The sequence below is a fragment of the Streptomyces sp. NPDC046727 genome (genome assembly GCF_040645635.1).
Taxonomy (GTDB): Bacteria; Actinomycetota; Actinomycetes; order Streptomycetales; family Streptomycetaceae; genus Streptomyces.
Genome location: NZ_JBEYYR010000012.1, coordinates 215,308 through 229,939, shown reverse-complemented (window position 1 = coordinate 229,939; position 14,632 = coordinate 215,308). Strand labels below are relative to the sequence as shown.

Here is a 14,632-nt window from a genome sequence, read left to right as displayed (position 1 = left end):
GCGGTGACCTCGACCTTGCCGGTCGTACGGTCCTGGACCGGCTGGTTGATGCCCCGGTGGCCGTACTTCAGCTTGTACGTGCCGAAGCCCAGCGCGCGGCCGAGGATCTGGTTGCCGAAGCAGATGCCGAACAGGGGCGTCTTGCGCTCCAGGACGGCCGTCATGAGGGCGACAGGGCCGTCGGCCGTGGCCGGGTCGCCGGGGCCGTTCGAGAAGAACACGCCGTCCGGGTTGACGGCGTAGACGTCGTCGGCGGATGCCGTCGCCGGGAGCACGTGCACCTCGATGCCGCGCTCGGCCATCCGGTGCGGGGTCATACCCTTGATGCCCAGGTCGATCGCAGCTACCGTGAACCGCTTCTCACCGATCGCCGGGACGACGTACGCCTCCTTGGTCGCGACCTCCTCGTACAGGCTCGCGCCCTTCATGTGCGGCTGGGCCTGCACCCGCTCCAGCAGCTCCGCCTCGGCCGCGATCGCCTCGCCGGAGAAGACGCCGGCGCGCATCGAGCCACGCTCGCGCAGGTGGCGGGTCAGGGCGCGGGTGTCGATGCCGGAGATGCCGACCACGCCCTGGCGCTCCAGCTCCTCGTCCAGGGAGCGCTTGGCCCGCCAGTTGGACGGCACGCGCGCGGGGTCGCGCACGACGTAGCCCGAGACCCAGATGCGACCCGACTCGTCGTCCTCGTCGTTCCAGCCCGTGTTGCCGATCTGCGGGGCCGTCGCCACCACGATCTGACGGTCGTACGACGGGTCGGTCAGGGTCTCCTGGTAGCCGGTCATACCGGTGGAGAACACGGCCTCGCCGAAGGTCTCCCCCACGGCCCCGTAGGCGCGACCGCGGAAGATGCGGCCGTCCTCCAGGACGAGTACGGCGGGAACCTTGGCAGCTCCCCTGGTGGAGGTCGTCATCGTGCGCCTTCCGTGTTGTTGATCATCTGATTCAGGGTGTCGACCCATTCGGTGTGCTCGGCCGCGTGGTCGGAGCGGAAGCCGGAGTCGATCTGCTTGTCGCCGTGCTCCCAGGTCACCACCAGCAGTCCGCCCTCGGTGAGGACCTTGCCGGCGATGCCCTTGTCCAGCCGGGCTCCGCGCAGTGCGGCCGTCGGGACGAAGAAGTCGGTCGCTCCGGGGCGCTCGACCTCCAGGCCCGCGTCGGTCAGGGTGAGCTCGGCCCGGCTGCGGGTGCCCAGGCCGTGGGCCACGATGCGGTCCAGCCACTGCCCGGCGGTGGTGGAGCCGTGGTAGCGGCCGCTCATGCTCAGTCTGGCCGGGCCGGTCTCCTCCGGCGCGCTGGGCAGCGCCGGCAGGTCGCCCTGAAGGGTGCCGCGCCACTTCCAGCCCTCGCGCATCAGCCAGTAGACCAGCGCGATGAAGAGGGCCAGTCCGACGAGCCAGCCGATGCGGGCCCCCCAGTTGGTGACCTCGGCCGACTTCTCCGCCTCGGCCAGCAGGATTACAGGTGTCACGTGAGCTTCCCGTCGACGAGCGTGGCCTTGCCCCGCAGCCACGTGTGCGTCACACGGCCCGGCAGCTCACGCCCCTCGTACGGGGTGTTGCGGCTGCGCGAGGCGAAGCCCGCGGGGTCCACCTGGCCACGGTATTCCGTGTCGACCAGGGTGAGGTTGGCGGGCTCACCAGCCGAGACGGGACGGCCGTGACCGGTGGCCTGTCCGATCTGCGCGGGCTTGACGGACATCCGGTCGGCGACGCCGGCCCAGTCCAGCAGGCCCGTGTCGACCATGGTCTCCTGGACCACTGACAACGCGGTCTCCAGGCCGACCATGCCCATGGCGGCCGCGGCCCACTCGCAGTCCTTGTCCTCGTGCGGGTGCGGGGCGTGGTCGGTGGCGACGATGTCGATCGTGCCGTCGGCGAGCGCCTCGCGCAGGGCCAGCACGTCGCGCTCGGTGCGCAGCGGCGGGTTGACCTTGTAGACGGGGTTGTAGGTGCGCACCAGCTCGTCGGTGAGGAGCAGGTGGTGCGGGGTGACCTCGGCGGTCACCCGGATGCCGCGGGACTTGGCCCAGCGGACGATCTCGACGGAGCCGGCGGTCGACAGGTGGCAGATGTGGACGCGGGAGCCGACGTGCTCGGCGAGCAGCACGTCCCGCGCGATGATCGACTCCTCGGCGACGGCCGGCCAGCCGCCCAGGCCCAGCTCGGCGGAGACGACGCCCTCGTTCATCTGGGCGCCCTCGGTGAGGCGCGGCTCCTGCGCGTGCTGGGCGACGACACCGCCGAAGGCCTTCACGTACTCCAGCGCGCGGCGCATGATCACGGCGTCGTCCACGCACTTGCCGTCGTCGGAGAAGACGGTGACGCCGGCGGCGGACTCGTGCATGGCACCCAGCTCGGCGAGCTTCCTGCCCTCCAGGCCGACGGTGACGGCGCCGATGGGCTGGACGTCGCAGTAGCCGTGCTCCCGGCCGAGCCGGTAGACCTGCTCGACCACACCGGCGGTGTCGGCGACCGGGAAGGTGTTGGCCATGGCGAACACGGCCGTGTAGCCGCCGCTCGCCGCCGCGCGGGTGCCGGTGAGCACGGTCTCGGAGTCCTCGCGGCCCGGCTCGCGCAGGTGGGTGTGCAGGTCGACCAGGCCCGGCAGCAGCACCTTCCCGGCGGCCTCGACGACCTCCGCGCCCTCGGCGCTGAGGTCCGTGCCGACCTCGGCGATCGTCTCGCCGTCGATCAGGACGTCCTGCGGCTCGCCGCCGAGCACCTTCGCACCACGGATCAGGATCTTGCTCATGGGTCTTACTTCTCCTCAGTGCGGGTCTGGGCGGGTTCGTTGCCGCCGAGCAGCAGGTACAGGACGGCCATCCGGATGGAGACTCCGTTGGCGACCTGCTCGACGGCGGTGCAGCGGTCGGAGTCGGCGACCTCGGCGGTGATCTCCATGCCGCGCACCATCGGGCCGGGGTGCATCACGATGGCGTGCTCGGGCAGCTTGGCCATGCGGTCGCCGTCTAGGCCGTAGCGCCGCGAGTACTCGCGCTCGGTCGGGAAGAAGGCCGCGTTCATGCGCTCGCGCTGGACGCGGAGCATCATCACGGCGTCGCACTTGGGCAGCGTGCTGTCGAGGTCGTACGAGACCGCGCACGGCCAGGACTCGACGCCGACCGGCACCAGGGTGGGCGGGGCGACGAGGGTGACCTCGGCGCCGAGGGTGTGCAGCAGGTCGACGTTGGAACGGGCGACCCGGCTGTGCAGGACGTCGCCGACGATCGTGATCCGCCTGCCGGACAGGTCCTGACCGAGCCCGGCGTCGCGGCCGATCAGCCGGCGGCGCATGGTGAAGGCGTCCAGCAGCGCCTGGGTGGGGTGCTGGTGGGTGCCGTCGCCGGCGTTGATGACGGCCGCGTCGATCCAGCCGGAGTTGGCGAGCCGGTACGGGGCTCCGGAGGCGCCGTGCCGGATGACGACGGCGTCGACGCCCATGGCCTCCAGGGTCTGCGCGGTGTCCTTCAGGGACTCGCCCTTGGAGACGCTCGACCCCTTGGCGGTGAAGTTGATGACGTCCGCGGACAGGCGCTTCTCGGCGGCCTCGAAGGAGATACGCGTGCGCGTGGAGTCCTCGAAGAAGAGGTTGACGATCGTGCGGCCGCGCAGGGTCGGCAGCTTCTTGATCGGCCGGTCGGCGACCCGGGACATCTCCTCGGCGGTGTCGAGGATCAGGACGGCGTCGTCGCGGGTGAGGTCGGCGGCCGAGATGAGATGACGCTGCATCTGTCAGGCTCCGTAAGGCAGTTCAAACGGGAGATTTAGGGCAGACGGGCGCATGCGGTGGCACGCCGGGGGGCGGCCTTGCGCCTGACTTGCTACTGAGCGGCCGGCTTCACACCGAGCAGCACGGTGTCGCGACCGTCCTCCTCGGCGAGCTGGACCTTGACCGTCTCCCGCAGCGACGTGGGGAGGTTCTTGCCGACATAGTCGGCACGGATGGGCAGTTCGCGGTGGCCGCGGTCGACCAGGACCGCGAGCTGCACCGCGCGCGGGCGCCCGATGTCGTTCAGGGCGTCGAGGGCGGCGCGGATGGTGCGCCCGGAGAAGAGCACGTCGTCGACGAGGACGACCAGCCGGCCGTCGATGCCGTCACCGGGGATGTCGGTGCGGGCCAGCGCACGCGGCGGGTGCATGCGCAGGTCGTCGCGGTACATGGTGATGTCGAGCGAGCCGACGGGGACCTTGCGGTCGGTGATCTGCTCCAGCTTGACGGCGAGCCGCTGGGCGAGGAAGACGCCCCGGGTCGGAATGCCGAGGAGCACCACGTCGTCGGCGCCCTTGGCGCGCTCGACGATCTCGTGGGCGATGCGGGTCAGTACCCGCGCGATGTCGGGGCCCTCGAGAACGGGCCGCGCATCGGACGCTTGCGAACGCGCAGGCGTGTCGTGCTTGTCCATACGAAACGGACCTCCTTCTCCGCCTCACGGGACGGACCTTAAAGGACGTCGGAATTGCGCCATCCACCGTAGCAGGTCACCGGGCGGGCCCCTGTCACCCCCTTGGCGCAGTCGGCCATCGCTACCACGGAAGAGTCGGTGTGGACCATTCGGCTTGACGCACAAGAGTCACGCTGCGTAACCTCACAGTGAGTTACCAGCCGCGCGGCGGGAAGACAGCCGGCCGCGTCGACACAGTGTCCGGGGAGCTATATGTCCAGCGAATACGCCAAACAGCTCGGGGCCAAGCTCCGGGCCATCCGCACCCAGCAGGGCCTTTCCCTCCACGGTGTCGAGGAGAAGTCCCAGGGTCGCTGGAAGGCCGTGGTGGTCGGTTCGTACGAGCGTGGCGACCGAGCCGTGACCGTGCAGCGTCTGGCCGAGCTGGCCGATTTCTATGGCGTTCCTGTGCAGGAGCTGCTGCCGGGCACCACCCCGGGCGGCGCCGCCGAGCCGCCGCCGAAGCTGGTCCTGGACCTGGAGCGGCTGGCCACGGTGCCGGCCGAGAAGGCGGGCCCCCTGCAGCGCTACGCGGCGACGATCCAGTCCCAGCGCGGTGACTACAACGGCAAGGTCCTCTCCATCCGCCAGGACGACCTGCGCACGCTCGCCGTCATCTACGACCAGTCCCCCTCGGTCCTCACCGAGCAGCTGATCAGCTGGGGCGTCCTGGACGCCGACGCGCGCCGCGCGGTGGCCACGCACGAAGAGGCGTAACCGCCTCACAGCCTCAGCAGAAACGTGCCGCCGGGGTGGCCGGACCTGTACGGGTTCCGGCCACCCCGGCGGTGTTTTCAGCGGTGCACGCGAGAACGCCGGAGAGCCCGCAGCACAGGCATGCTGCGGGCTCTCCGGCGTGTGTCGTACCGGCTTACGCCTCGCGGCGCAGCGTCGGCTTCAGCTCCTTGAGCCGACCGAGCAGACCGTTCACGAACGACGGCGACTCGTCGGTCGAGAACTCCTTCGCCAGCTGCACCATCTCGTCCAGGACGACGGCGTCCGGGGTCTCGTCGACCCAGATCAGCTCGTACGCGCCCAGCCGCAGGATGTTGCGGTCGACGACCGGCATACGGTCGAGCGTCCACCCCACCGCGTACTGGGCGATCAGCTCGTCGATCCGCGTCGCGTGCTCGGCGTAGCCCTCGACCAGCTGCATCGTGTACTCGCTGACCGGCGGCTGGCGCGTGTCGGACCGGGACAGCCGGATCCAGTCCGCGAGGACCGTCAGGACGTCGGCGCCGCGCTGGTCGCCCTCGAAGAGGATCTGGAAGGCGCGCTTGCGGGCCGTGTTGCGGGCAGCCACGGTTAGCTGTTCACCCGGCCGAGGTAGTCGCTGGTACGGGTGTCGACCTTGATCTTCTCACCGGTGGTGATGAAGAGCGGGACCTGGATCTGGTGGCCGGTCTCCAGGGTGGCGGGCTTGGTGCCACCGGTGGAGCGGTCGCCCTGGACACCCGGCTCGGTCTCCTGGATGGTCAGCTCGACGGCGGCCGGCAGCTCGACGAAGAGCACCTCGCCCTCGTGCCGGGCAACGGTGGCCTCGAAGCCCTCGATCAGGAAGTTCGCGGCGTCGCCGACGGTCTTCCGGTCGATGTGCAGCTGGTCGTAGGTCTCCATGTCCATGAAGACGAAGTACTCGCCGTCCATGTACGAGAACTGCATGTCGCGCTTGTCGACAGTGGCGGTCTCGACCTTGACGCCGGCGTTGAAGGTCTTGTCGACCACCTTGCCGGACAGCACGTTCTTCAGCTTGGTGCGCACGAAGGCCGGGCCCTTGCCGGGCTTGACGTGCTGGAACTCGACGACGGACCAGAGCTGGCCGCCTTCGAGCTTGAGCACCATGCCGTTCTTGAGGTCGTTCGTGGAAGCCACGGTTGCGGAATCTCCTGGACTGACGTACGACCCCGGTGCACGCCACTGCCTAGAGGGCGAGCAGCTCCTTGGTCGTGATGGTGAGTAGCTCGGGTCCGCCGTCCGCCTCGGGGCGCACGACGAGCGTGTCATCGATCCGGACACCGCCCCGGCCCGGGAGGTGGACCCCCGGTTCGACGGTGACCGGCACGCAAGCGTCCAGTTTACCCATGGCCGCGGGCGCCAACTGCGGGTCCTCGTCGATTTCGAGTCCGACACCGTGTCCGGTGAGCGGTTGCAGGGCTTCCGCATAGCCCGCGGAGTCCAGCACCTGACGTGCCGCGCGGTCGACGTCACGGTAGGCGGCGCCGGGTGCCAGGAACTCGCGTCCGGCGCGCTGGGCGGCGAAGACCAGGTCGTACAGCTCGATCTGCCAGTCGGCGGGCGAGGTGCCGATGACGAAGGTACGGCCGATCTCGCAGCGGTAGCCGCGGTAGGTGGCGCCCAGGCAGACGGAGAGGAAGTCGCCCTCCTCCACGCGCCGGTCGGTGGGGCGGTGGCCGCGGCGGCCGGCGTGCGGTCCGGTGGCCACGGAGGTGGGGAACGCCGGGCCGTCGGCCCCGTGGTCGACCAGGCGGCGCTCCAGTTCCAGCGCGAGGTGCCGTTCGGTGCGGCCCACCAGGATGGACTCCAGCAGCTCACCGAGGGCCTGGTCGGCGATCTCGGCGCCGATGCGGAGGCAGGAGATCTCCTCCTCGTCCTTGACCACCCTGAGCTGCTCGACGGCTCCCCCGAGGTCGGCGAGGCGGAGCCTCGGGGCGACGGAGCCGAGGGCTCGGTGGCGGGCCACGGTGAGGTGGTGCTCCTCGACGGCCAGGGAGTCGGCACCCTGGGCCGCGCCGAGGCCGGCCGCGGCGACCGCGGGGTCGCCACCGGGTGCGGGCAGGACGTGCAGGCGCAGGTTCTCGTCGGGTCGGCCCTCGTGCGGACGGTCCTCGGGCGAGCCGGCACAGACGAGCACGTCCTCGCGCTTGCCGAGGAGCAGGACGGAGCCCCGAGGGGCTGCGGCGGCGAGGTAGCGCACGTTGGCGGGGCGGGTGACGAGCGCTGCCGCGGTGCCGGCCGCGTTGAAGTGTTCTTTCAGCCGGGATCGGCGGTTCGCGTACACCTCTGACATGAGATGAGCGTAGGAGGTTTGTGCCGATTGTGCCGTTTTGTGGGGGCCGAGTGGGGTCTGTGGGGCCCACGGGCCCCGGTCACCAGCTCGGGGGGCTCGCTATCGCCCTCGCCAGAACCTCGTCCAGGACCCTCGCCGTCCCGGGGACGTCCAGCTGGGAGTTGTCGACGATCGGGAGGCCCGAGCCGTACCACCCGGCCATGCGGCCGTGGATGCGGGCCACCTCCTCGTCGGTGAGGCGGCGGTTGCCGGTGCGTTCGGCGTTGCGCTGCAGGACGATGTCCAGGCCCGGGAGCAGGACCACCGGGAGCAGTCCGGGGCCCACGTGCCGCTTCCAGCCGCCGAGGCCCACGGCCGGGCGGTCCGGGAAGACGGCGTCGTCCAGGATGCAGGAGATGCCGTTGGCCAGGAAGTTGCGGGCGGCGAAGCCGCAGGTGCGGCGGGCCAGGCGGTACTGGGCCTCCGAGCTGTCGTTCCAGCCGGACTGGGGGTCGGCGAAGCCCGAGCGGACCCATTCGCGGACGTCGTCCAGGCTGATGTGGGCCGTGGGGACGCGACGGTGGTCCGCCCAGTACTTGGCGACGCTGGTCTTGCCCGCGCCCGCCGGGCCGATGAGGAGGACGGCGAGGGTGGTGGCCGTCGGGTCCGGGACCGTGATCGCGGCGGGCTGTGCCGCGGGCGCGCCGACGGGGCCGCCGGGTGGCAGCGGCACGTGCCCGGTGATATCGGGGGCCGGCGGGCCGGAGGTGTGCTGCGGGGGCGGGGGTGGCGGCAGCGGGCCGGAGGCGGCCGGGGGCTGCTGCGGGGCCGGCGGCACGGGGCCCGACGGGGCCGGGAAACCGGGGGCCGGGGGAACGGGGGCGGGCCCGTGGGAAGCGCCCGGGTGCGGGCCCGGGTGGTGTGCGGCCGACGCCCAGCCGGCGTGCGGCCCCTGCCCCGGCTGGTGGGGCGGCGGCAGCGGAGACCCCACTGCGTGCTGCATCCGTTGCCACTCCGTCTCGTACAGACTGTTCGCGCTGGCGGCGGGGCCTGGCCCGCTCGCTACCGAACGGTACCGTCCCCGGCCGTCGTTTGGTGAAACGGCCGGGGGCGGTCCGAAGTGCCCGGTCGGCAAGGGAAATCGGACGTGCGGAGCAGTCCTGGACTTACTGGCCGACTTCGCCGTAGGCGGCGAGGAGGACGGCCGGGTCCGGGCCTTCCAGGACGGTCGGCTTGGCCAGACCGTCCAGCACGATGAAGCGCAGCAGGTCCCCGCGGGACTTCTTGTCGACCTTCATCGTCTCCAGCAGCCGGGGCCACTGGTCGTAGCGGTAGTGCAGCGGCAGGCCGACGGATTCGAGGATGCTGCGGTGCCGGTCGGCCGTCGCGTCGTCCAGGCGGCCCGCGAGCCGGCCGAGTTCGGCGGCGAAGTGCATGCCGACCGCGACCGCGGCACCGTGCCGCCACTTGTACCGCTCGTTCTTCTCGATCGCGTGGCCGAGCGTGTGGCCGTAGTTGAGGATCTCCCGCAGCCCGGACTCCTTCAGGTCCGAGGAGACCACCCCGGCCTTGACCCGGATCGACCGCTCGATCAGCTCGGCGGTGTGCGGGCCTTCCGGCGTGCGCGCCGCGGCCGGGTCGGCCTCGATCAGGTCCAGGATCACCGGGTCCGCGATGAACCCGGCCTTGATGACCTCCGCGAGCCCGGAGACGTAGTCGTGCACGGGGAGGGAGTCCAGCGCGGCCAGGTCGCACAGCACCCCGGCCGGCGGGTGGAAGGAACCGACCAGGTTCTTGCCCTCGGCCGTGTTGATGCCGGTCTTGCCGCCGACCGCCGCGTCCACCATGGCCAGCACGGTGGTCGGGATCGCGATCCAGCGCACCCCGCGCAGCCAGGTCGCCGCGACGAACCCGGCCAGGTCCGTGGTCGAGCCGCCGCCGACCCCGACGATGACATCGGTGCGGGTGAACCCGGACTGGCCCAGCGCCTTCCAGCAGTACGCGGCGACCTCGGCGGTCTTGGCCTCCTCCGCGTTGGGCACCTGGATCGCCACGGCCTCGTAGCCCTGCCCGCCCAGATCCGCGCGCAACGCCTCACCGGTCTCGGCCAGCGCCTCCGGATGGATCACCGCGACCCGCCGGGCCCGCGACCCGATCAACCCGCCCAACTCACCCAACAGCTGCCGGCCGACCAGCACCTCGTACGGGTCGGTGCCCGCGGTGCCGGCGACCTGGATCCGGGTGACTGCCTCGCTCATCCTTGCTTCAACTCCAGTGCGTCCAGCGCCGCCTGCGTGACCTCTTCGGGGGTGCGCCCGTCCGTCGCCACGACGGCGGTGGCGACCTCCTCGTAGAGATGCCGGCGCGCCTCCATCAGCTCGCGCCACTGCTTGCGCGGATTGACCGCGAGCAGCGGGCGGGCCACGTTCAGACCGGTGCGCCTGACGGCCTCCTCGACCTCCATCGACAGGTAGACCACCCGCTGCCCGGCCAGCAGCTCCCGCGTCTCGGCGTCCAGCACCGCCCCGCCGCCCAGCGCGACGACGCCCGCGTGCTCGGCCAGCGCGGCCCGCACGGCGGCCTTCTCCTTCGCGCGGAACGCGGGCTCGCCCTCGTCCACGAAGATCTCGGCGATGGTGCGGCCCTCGGCGGCCACGATGTCCTCGTCGGTGTCCCGGTAGCCGACGCCCAGGTGCTCGGCGAGCAGTCGCCCGACGGTGGACTTGCCCACCCCCATCGGGCCGACCAGGACGACGGCCGGCACGACGCTCACCTGATCGCCAGGTTGTCGAGGTACGACCGCACGTTGCGCCGGGTCTCGGCCACCGAGTCGCCGCCGAACTTCTCGGCGACGGCGTCCGCGAGGACGAGCGCCACCATGGCCTCGGCCACGATGCCGGCGGCCGGCACGGCGGACACGTCGGAGCGCTGGTGGTGGGCCTGGGCCGGCTCTCCCGTCGCGACGTCCACGGTCTTGAGGGCCTTCGGGACGGTCGCGATCGGCTTCATCGCGGCCCGCACGCGCAGCAGCTCGCCCGTGGTCAGGCCGCCCTCGGTGCCGCCGGAGCGGCCGGAGACGCGCCGGATGCCCTCGGGCGTGCCGATGATCTCGTCGTGCGCCTGGGAGCCGGGCACCCGGGCCAGCTCGAAGCCGTCGCCGATCTCGACGCCCTTGATCGCCTGGATGCCCATGAGGGCACCGGCCAGCCGGGCGTCCAGCTTGCGGTCCCAGTGCACGTGCGATCCGAGGCCGACGGGGACGCCGTAGGCGAGGACCTCGACCACACCGCCGAGCGTGTCGCCGTCCTTGTGCGCCTGGTCGACCTCCGCGACCATCGCCTTCGACGTGTCCGCGTCGAGGCAGCGCAGCGGGTCGGCGTCCAGCTTCTCGACGTCGGCCGGGGTGGGGTACACCCCCTGCGGGGCCTTCACGGAGCACAGCTCGACGACGTGCGAGACGATCTCGATGCCGGTCGTCTCCTTCAGGTACGACCGGGCGACCGCGCCGAGCGCCACCCGGGCGGCGGTCTCGCGGGCCGAGGCGCGCTCCAGGATCGGGCGGGCCTCGTCGAAGCCGTACTTCTGCATGCCCGCCAGGTCGGCGTGCCCGGGGCGCGGGCGGGTCAGCGGCGCGTTACGAGCCAGGCCGGCGAGGATCTCGGGATCCACCGGGTCGGCCGCCATGACCTGCTCCCACTTCGGCCACTCGGTGTTGCCCACCATGACCGCCACCGGAGAGCCCAGGGTCAGACCGTGCCGGACACCGCCCAGGAACGTGACCTCGTCCTGCTCGAACTTCATCCGCGCACCGCGGCCATAGCCGAGCCGCCGCCGCGCCAGGTGATCCGCCACCATCTCCGTGGTGATCGGCACGCCGGCGGGAAGACCCTCCAGCGTCGCGACAAGTGCGGGACCGTGGGACTCCCCCGCGGTCAGCCAACGCAGCCTGCTCAACGGTGCTCCTCAGTGCTCGCGCCCGGTACTGCCCTGCGTACGCGCGTCCTCGCGTACGGCGACGGCGTCACCGGGTGCGCGACCCCGGTACGCCACCTCCGATCCTCCCACGTCCGGGGGCGAGATCCGGCCGCCGGTCCAGCAGGCGGACGCGCGCGGGGCGTCAGCGGGCCGCGAGCGCCTTCTCGCCGGCGTGGCGCATGGCGTCGAGCGGTCCCGGGGCGTGACCGGTCATCTGCTCGAACTGGAGCACTGCCTGGTGGACGAGCAGGTCGAGGCCGCTGACCACGGCGCCGCCGAACATGGACCAGCGGGCGGCCAGCTCGGTGGGCCAGGGGTCGTAGAGCACGTCGAAGAGGGTGGCGGGGCGTTCGGGTACGGCGGCGGCGAGGGCGTCGGTCGTGCCGGCGGGCGTGGTGGCGATCACCAGCGGGGCGCGCAGCGCCTGGGCGGCATCGGCCCAGTCCGCGGTACGGACCTCCACGTCGAGCCGTTCGCCCCACTGCCGCATCTCGGCGGCGCGGGCCTCGCTGCGGACGTAGGCGACGACCTCCCCGGAGCAGACCCGGGCCAGCGCGGCGAGCGCGGAGGAGGCGGTGGCTCCGGCGCCGAGGACGGCGGCGGAGTCGACCTGCTCGATGCCGTGCTCGCGCAGCGCGGCCACCATGCCCGGGATGTCGGTGTTGTCGCCGATCCGGCGTCCGTCCTCGGTGAGGACGAGCGTGTTGACGGCGTCGACCGAGGCGGCCGTGTCGCTGATCTCGTCCAGCAGCGGGATGACCGCCCGCTTCAGCGGCATGGTCAGCGACAGCCCCGCCCACTGTGGCCCGAGCTTGTCCAGGAAGCCGGGCAGGGCGGCCTCGTCGACGTCGAAGCTGTCGTACGACCAGTCGGTGAGCCCGGCCGCCTCGTACGCGGCGCGGTGCAGCACCGGGGAGAGGGAGTGGGCGATCGGCGAACCGAGCACGGCGGCACGGCGGGCGTCAGTTGCCCGAGCTGGCATTGAACTTGTCCTTGAGCTCTTGGAATTCGGCGTAGGTCTTGGCGAACTCGGTGTTGCTGGTGCCGTCGGTCGCCACGAAGTAGATCCAGCCGTCGTGCGTCGGATTCAGCGTCGCCTTCAGCGCGTCCTCGCCGGGGTTGCCGATCGGGCCGGGCGGAAGTCCCTTGTGGGTGTACGTGTTGTACGGGCTCTGGTTGCTGTTGATCTCCTTCTCGGAGATGTGGATGTTGCTCGTGCCCTTGAGGTAGTTGTAGGTCGAGTCGAACTGCAGCAGCCGGTTGGTCTCGGTGTTGGTGGGCTTGAGGCGGTTGTAGACCACCTCCGCCATCTTCCGGAAGTCGTCGTGCGTCTTGCCCTCGGCCTGGACCAGGCTCGCGACCGTGACGAGCTCGAACGCGTTCTTCAGGCCGAGCGCCTTGGCCTTGCCGTCGAGGCCGTAGGCGGTGTACCTCTGCTTGGCCTGGGTGACCATCTGCTTGAGGACGGCTTCGGGCTTCATGCCCTTGGCGGCCGGATACGTGGCCGGCCAGAGGAAGCCCTCCAGCGGGTCCTGGATGTCGCCGCTGTTCTGCGCCCAGCTCGGCACACCGAGGCTCTTGTATTCCGCCTTGGCGACCTTCTTGGTGGCGCCGGCGGGAAGACCGAGTTGTTTGTCGATGGCCTGGTAGACCAGGGCATTGCGCTCGCCCGGTTTGACGAGGACATTGCTCTGGCTCTGCGGGTCGAGCATCAGGGTCACGGCGCTGGCGGCGGACATCTCCTTCTTCAGGAGATACGCCCCGGCCTGGATCTGGTCGCCCTTGGGGTTCACGCCCTGCGCGTGCACGAACGCCTCGGCGCTCTTGACGACCCCGGCCTCCTTCAGGCGGCGGCCGATCTCCCAGCCGCCCGCGCCCTTGGGGATCTCGACGGTCACCGACTGGCTGGTGCCGTCGCCCGCGTAGTCCGGAGCCGTGCCGAAACGATTTTGGTAGAACGTGTAGCCAAAATATCCGACTCCGGCGAGGCCGCCGCCGAAGACCAGGACGACCACCATGCAGGCACAGCCGGTGCGCCGCTTCTTGCTCTTGACGGGCTTCTTGCCCTTGCCGCGCCGCTCACGGCGGCTCTGGAGCTCGTGCTCCTCGTCGTCCTCGTCGCCGCCCTGCGTGAGGAAGGCGTTCTCCTCCTCGTCCGGCGCCTGCGGCTCCGGCTCCGGTTCGGGCCGCCTGCGGCCGGGCGGCTCCGGCGGCGGGTAGGCGTCCTCGGTGCCGTAGAAGTCGGGCTGCTCCGCGCCGTAGGCGACGGGCTGCTGGCCGTACGGATCGCCGGGGTCGGCGGCGTACGGCACATGGCCGTGGGTGCCGGTCGCGTCCCAGCCGCCCTGGTGGACCTGCTGCTGGGTGTGACCGGCGAACTGCTGACCGAACGGGGGCTGACCGGTTCCGTCGTAGTACGGGGGCTGCTGCCCGCCGTACCCGGGCTGCTGCTCCTGGCTCCAGTCGCCGTACTGCGACGCCTGCGGATAGTGCTGTGACCGGCCGCCGTAAGGGGACTGCTGACCCGCCTGGGCCTGCTGTCCTTCCCATCCGCCGTCCCCGTGCAACGGGTCCTCCGGATGCCACGGTTCGGAGCCTTGGCCCCGGCCATACTCAGTCATCGATCCCCTAGAGCCGCGAGGCCGACGGGCGCGCGGCCGGTGGGCCGGCTTCCGTTCCGCCTCTTGCTGTGCGCCGGCTGTTCGAACACCGGCGCATCGCGCGGAACGTTACCGTATCGCGATCAGATGACCACTTCGACGCCCTCGCCGGGTGCTTTACCTGACACCCGTTCGGATTCGAGGGCCTGCTGCAGAATGATGACGGCCGCCGCCTGGTCGATGACCGCGCGGCCCTTCTTCGACTTCACGCCCGAGGCGCGCAGCCCCTGACTGGCCGTCACCGTCGTCATCCGCTCGTCGACCAGGCGCACCGGCACCGGGGCGATGCCCTTGGCCAGCTCCCGGGCGAAGGCGCGGACCTTGGCCGCGGCCGGGCCCTCGCCCCCCTTGAGGGAGCGAGGGAGACCGACGACGACCTCGATCGGTTCGTACTCCTCCACCAGTTGGCGCAACCGGCGGTGAGCGGCGGGGATGTCCCGGCCGGGGACGGTCTCCACCGGGGTGGCGAGGATCCCGTCGGGGTCGCACGAGGCGACCCCGATCCGGGCGTCCCCGACGTCGATCGCGAGCCGACGTCCTCTGCGCATC

16 protein-coding genes are annotated in these 14,632 nt (G+C 71.3%); 1 reads left to right on the top strand and 15 read right to left on the bottom strand.

Going from position 1 to position 14,632, the window contains the following annotated elements:
• From carA to pyrR, 5 genes are all read right to left on the bottom strand, one after another.
• Nucleotides 1-911, bottom strand: a 911-nt coding sequence (gene carA, locus ABZ937_RS18030; RefSeq protein ID WP_361692873.1) for a glutamine-hydrolyzing carbamoyl-phosphate synthase small subunit, incomplete at its 3' end; no start/stop codon positions are given.
• A complete protein-coding gene (locus ABZ937_RS18025; protein WP_361692871.1) occupies nucleotides 908-1,468 on the bottom strand; it encodes a hypothetical protein in 561 nt (186 codons plus the stop codon). The genes ABZ937_RS18025 and carA, both read right to left, overlap by 4 nt.
• The gene (locus ABZ937_RS18020; protein WP_361692869.1) at nucleotides 1,465-2,751 is read right to left on the bottom strand and encodes a dihydroorotase; all 1,287 of its coding nucleotides are present in this window, start codon (nucleotides 2,749-2,751) and stop codon (nucleotides 1,465-1,467) included. The genes ABZ937_RS18025 and ABZ937_RS18020 overlap by 4 nt, the downstream gene beginning before the upstream one ends.
• A 5-nt stretch (nucleotides 2,752-2,756) precedes the next feature.
• Nucleotides 2,757-3,728, bottom strand: coding sequence for an aspartate carbamoyltransferase catalytic subunit (locus ABZ937_RS18015; protein WP_361692867.1), 972 nt, complete (start codon nucleotides 3,726-3,728; stop codon nucleotides 2,757-2,759).
• A gap of 92 nt (nucleotides 3,729-3,820) precedes the next feature.
• Nucleotides 3,821-4,402 (bottom strand): bifunctional pyr operon transcriptional regulator/uracil phosphoribosyltransferase PyrR, encoded by a 582-nt coding sequence (gene pyrR, locus ABZ937_RS18010; RefSeq protein WP_361692865.1) that lies wholly within the window; start codon nucleotides 4,400-4,402, stop codon nucleotides 3,821-3,823.
• Nucleotides 4,403-4,654: 252 nt separating this feature from the next.
• Between pyrR and bldD the strand changes: the two genes are divergently transcribed.
• Complete coding sequence (bldD, locus tag ABZ937_RS18005) at nucleotides 4,655-5,158, top strand: transcriptional regulator BldD (protein ID WP_014671524.1); 504 nt, start codon at nucleotides 4,655-4,657, stop codon at nucleotides 5,156-5,158.
• 154 nt (nucleotides 5,159-5,312) lie between these two features.
• Here bldD and nusB read toward each other — a convergent pair whose 3' ends face one another.
• The 10 genes from nusB to ruvX all read right to left on the bottom strand — a co-directional run bounded on the left by nusB (nucleotide 5,313) and on the right by ruvX (nucleotide 14,631).
• Nucleotides 5,313-5,744 carry a transcription antitermination factor NusB gene (gene nusB, locus ABZ937_RS18000; protein ID WP_361692863.1) on the bottom strand — a complete coding sequence of 144 codons (432 nt, stop codon included), beginning with the start codon at nucleotides 5,742-5,744 and terminating at the stop codon, nucleotides 5,313-5,315.
• A 2-nt stretch (nucleotides 5,745-5,746) separates the two neighbouring features.
• Nucleotides 5,747-6,313, bottom strand: a complete 567-nt coding sequence (gene efp, locus ABZ937_RS17995; RefSeq protein ID WP_067312407.1) for an elongation factor P — start codon at nucleotides 6,311-6,313, stop codon at nucleotides 5,747-5,749.
• A 49-nt stretch (nucleotides 6,314-6,362) separates the two neighbouring features.
• Nucleotides 6,363-7,469, bottom strand: coding sequence for an aminopeptidase P family protein (locus tag ABZ937_RS17990; protein WP_361692861.1), 1,107 nt, complete (start codon nucleotides 7,467-7,469; stop codon nucleotides 6,363-6,365).
• 79 nt (nucleotides 7,470-7,548) lie between these two features.
• The gene (locus tag ABZ937_RS17985) at nucleotides 7,549-8,451 is read right to left on the bottom strand and encodes a Pro-rich N-terminal domain-containing protein (RefSeq protein ID WP_361692859.1); all 903 of its coding nucleotides are present in this window, start codon (nucleotides 8,449-8,451) and stop codon (nucleotides 7,549-7,551) included.
• A 163-nt stretch (nucleotides 8,452-8,614) separates the two neighbouring features.
• On the bottom strand, nucleotides 8,615-9,706 hold the full coding sequence (gene aroB / locus ABZ937_RS17980) for a 3-dehydroquinate synthase (RefSeq protein ID WP_361692857.1): 1,092 nt from the start codon (nucleotides 9,704-9,706) through the stop codon (nucleotides 8,615-8,617).
• Nucleotides 9,703-10,185, bottom strand: a complete 483-nt coding sequence (locus ABZ937_RS17975; RefSeq protein WP_361692885.1) for a shikimate kinase — start codon at nucleotides 10,183-10,185, stop codon at nucleotides 9,703-9,705. The genes aroB and ABZ937_RS17975 overlap by 4 nt, the downstream gene beginning before the upstream one ends.
• A 32-nt stretch (nucleotides 10,186-10,217) precedes the next feature.
• A complete protein-coding gene (gene aroC, locus ABZ937_RS17970) occupies nucleotides 10,218-11,402 on the bottom strand; it encodes a chorismate synthase (RefSeq protein ID WP_361692855.1) in 1,185 nt (394 codons plus the stop codon).
• Nucleotides 11,403-11,565: 163 nt separating this feature from the next.
• The gene (locus tag ABZ937_RS17965) at nucleotides 11,566-12,405 is read right to left on the bottom strand and encodes a shikimate dehydrogenase (RefSeq protein ID WP_361692853.1); all 840 of its coding nucleotides are present in this window, start codon (nucleotides 12,403-12,405) and stop codon (nucleotides 11,566-11,568) included.
• Entirely contained in the window at nucleotides 12,386-14,044 is a 1,659-nt protein-coding gene (mltG, locus tag ABZ937_RS17960; RefSeq protein ID WP_361692851.1) for an endolytic transglycosylase MltG, read from the bottom strand. Before mltG ends, ABZ937_RS17965 begins: the two co-directional genes overlap by 20 nt.
• A gap of 122 nt (nucleotides 14,045-14,166) precedes the next feature.
• Entirely contained in the window at nucleotides 14,167-14,631 is a 465-nt protein-coding gene (ruvX, locus tag ABZ937_RS17955) for a Holliday junction resolvase RuvX (protein ID WP_361692849.1), read from the bottom strand.
• Nucleotide 14,632 lies beyond the last annotated feature (1 nt).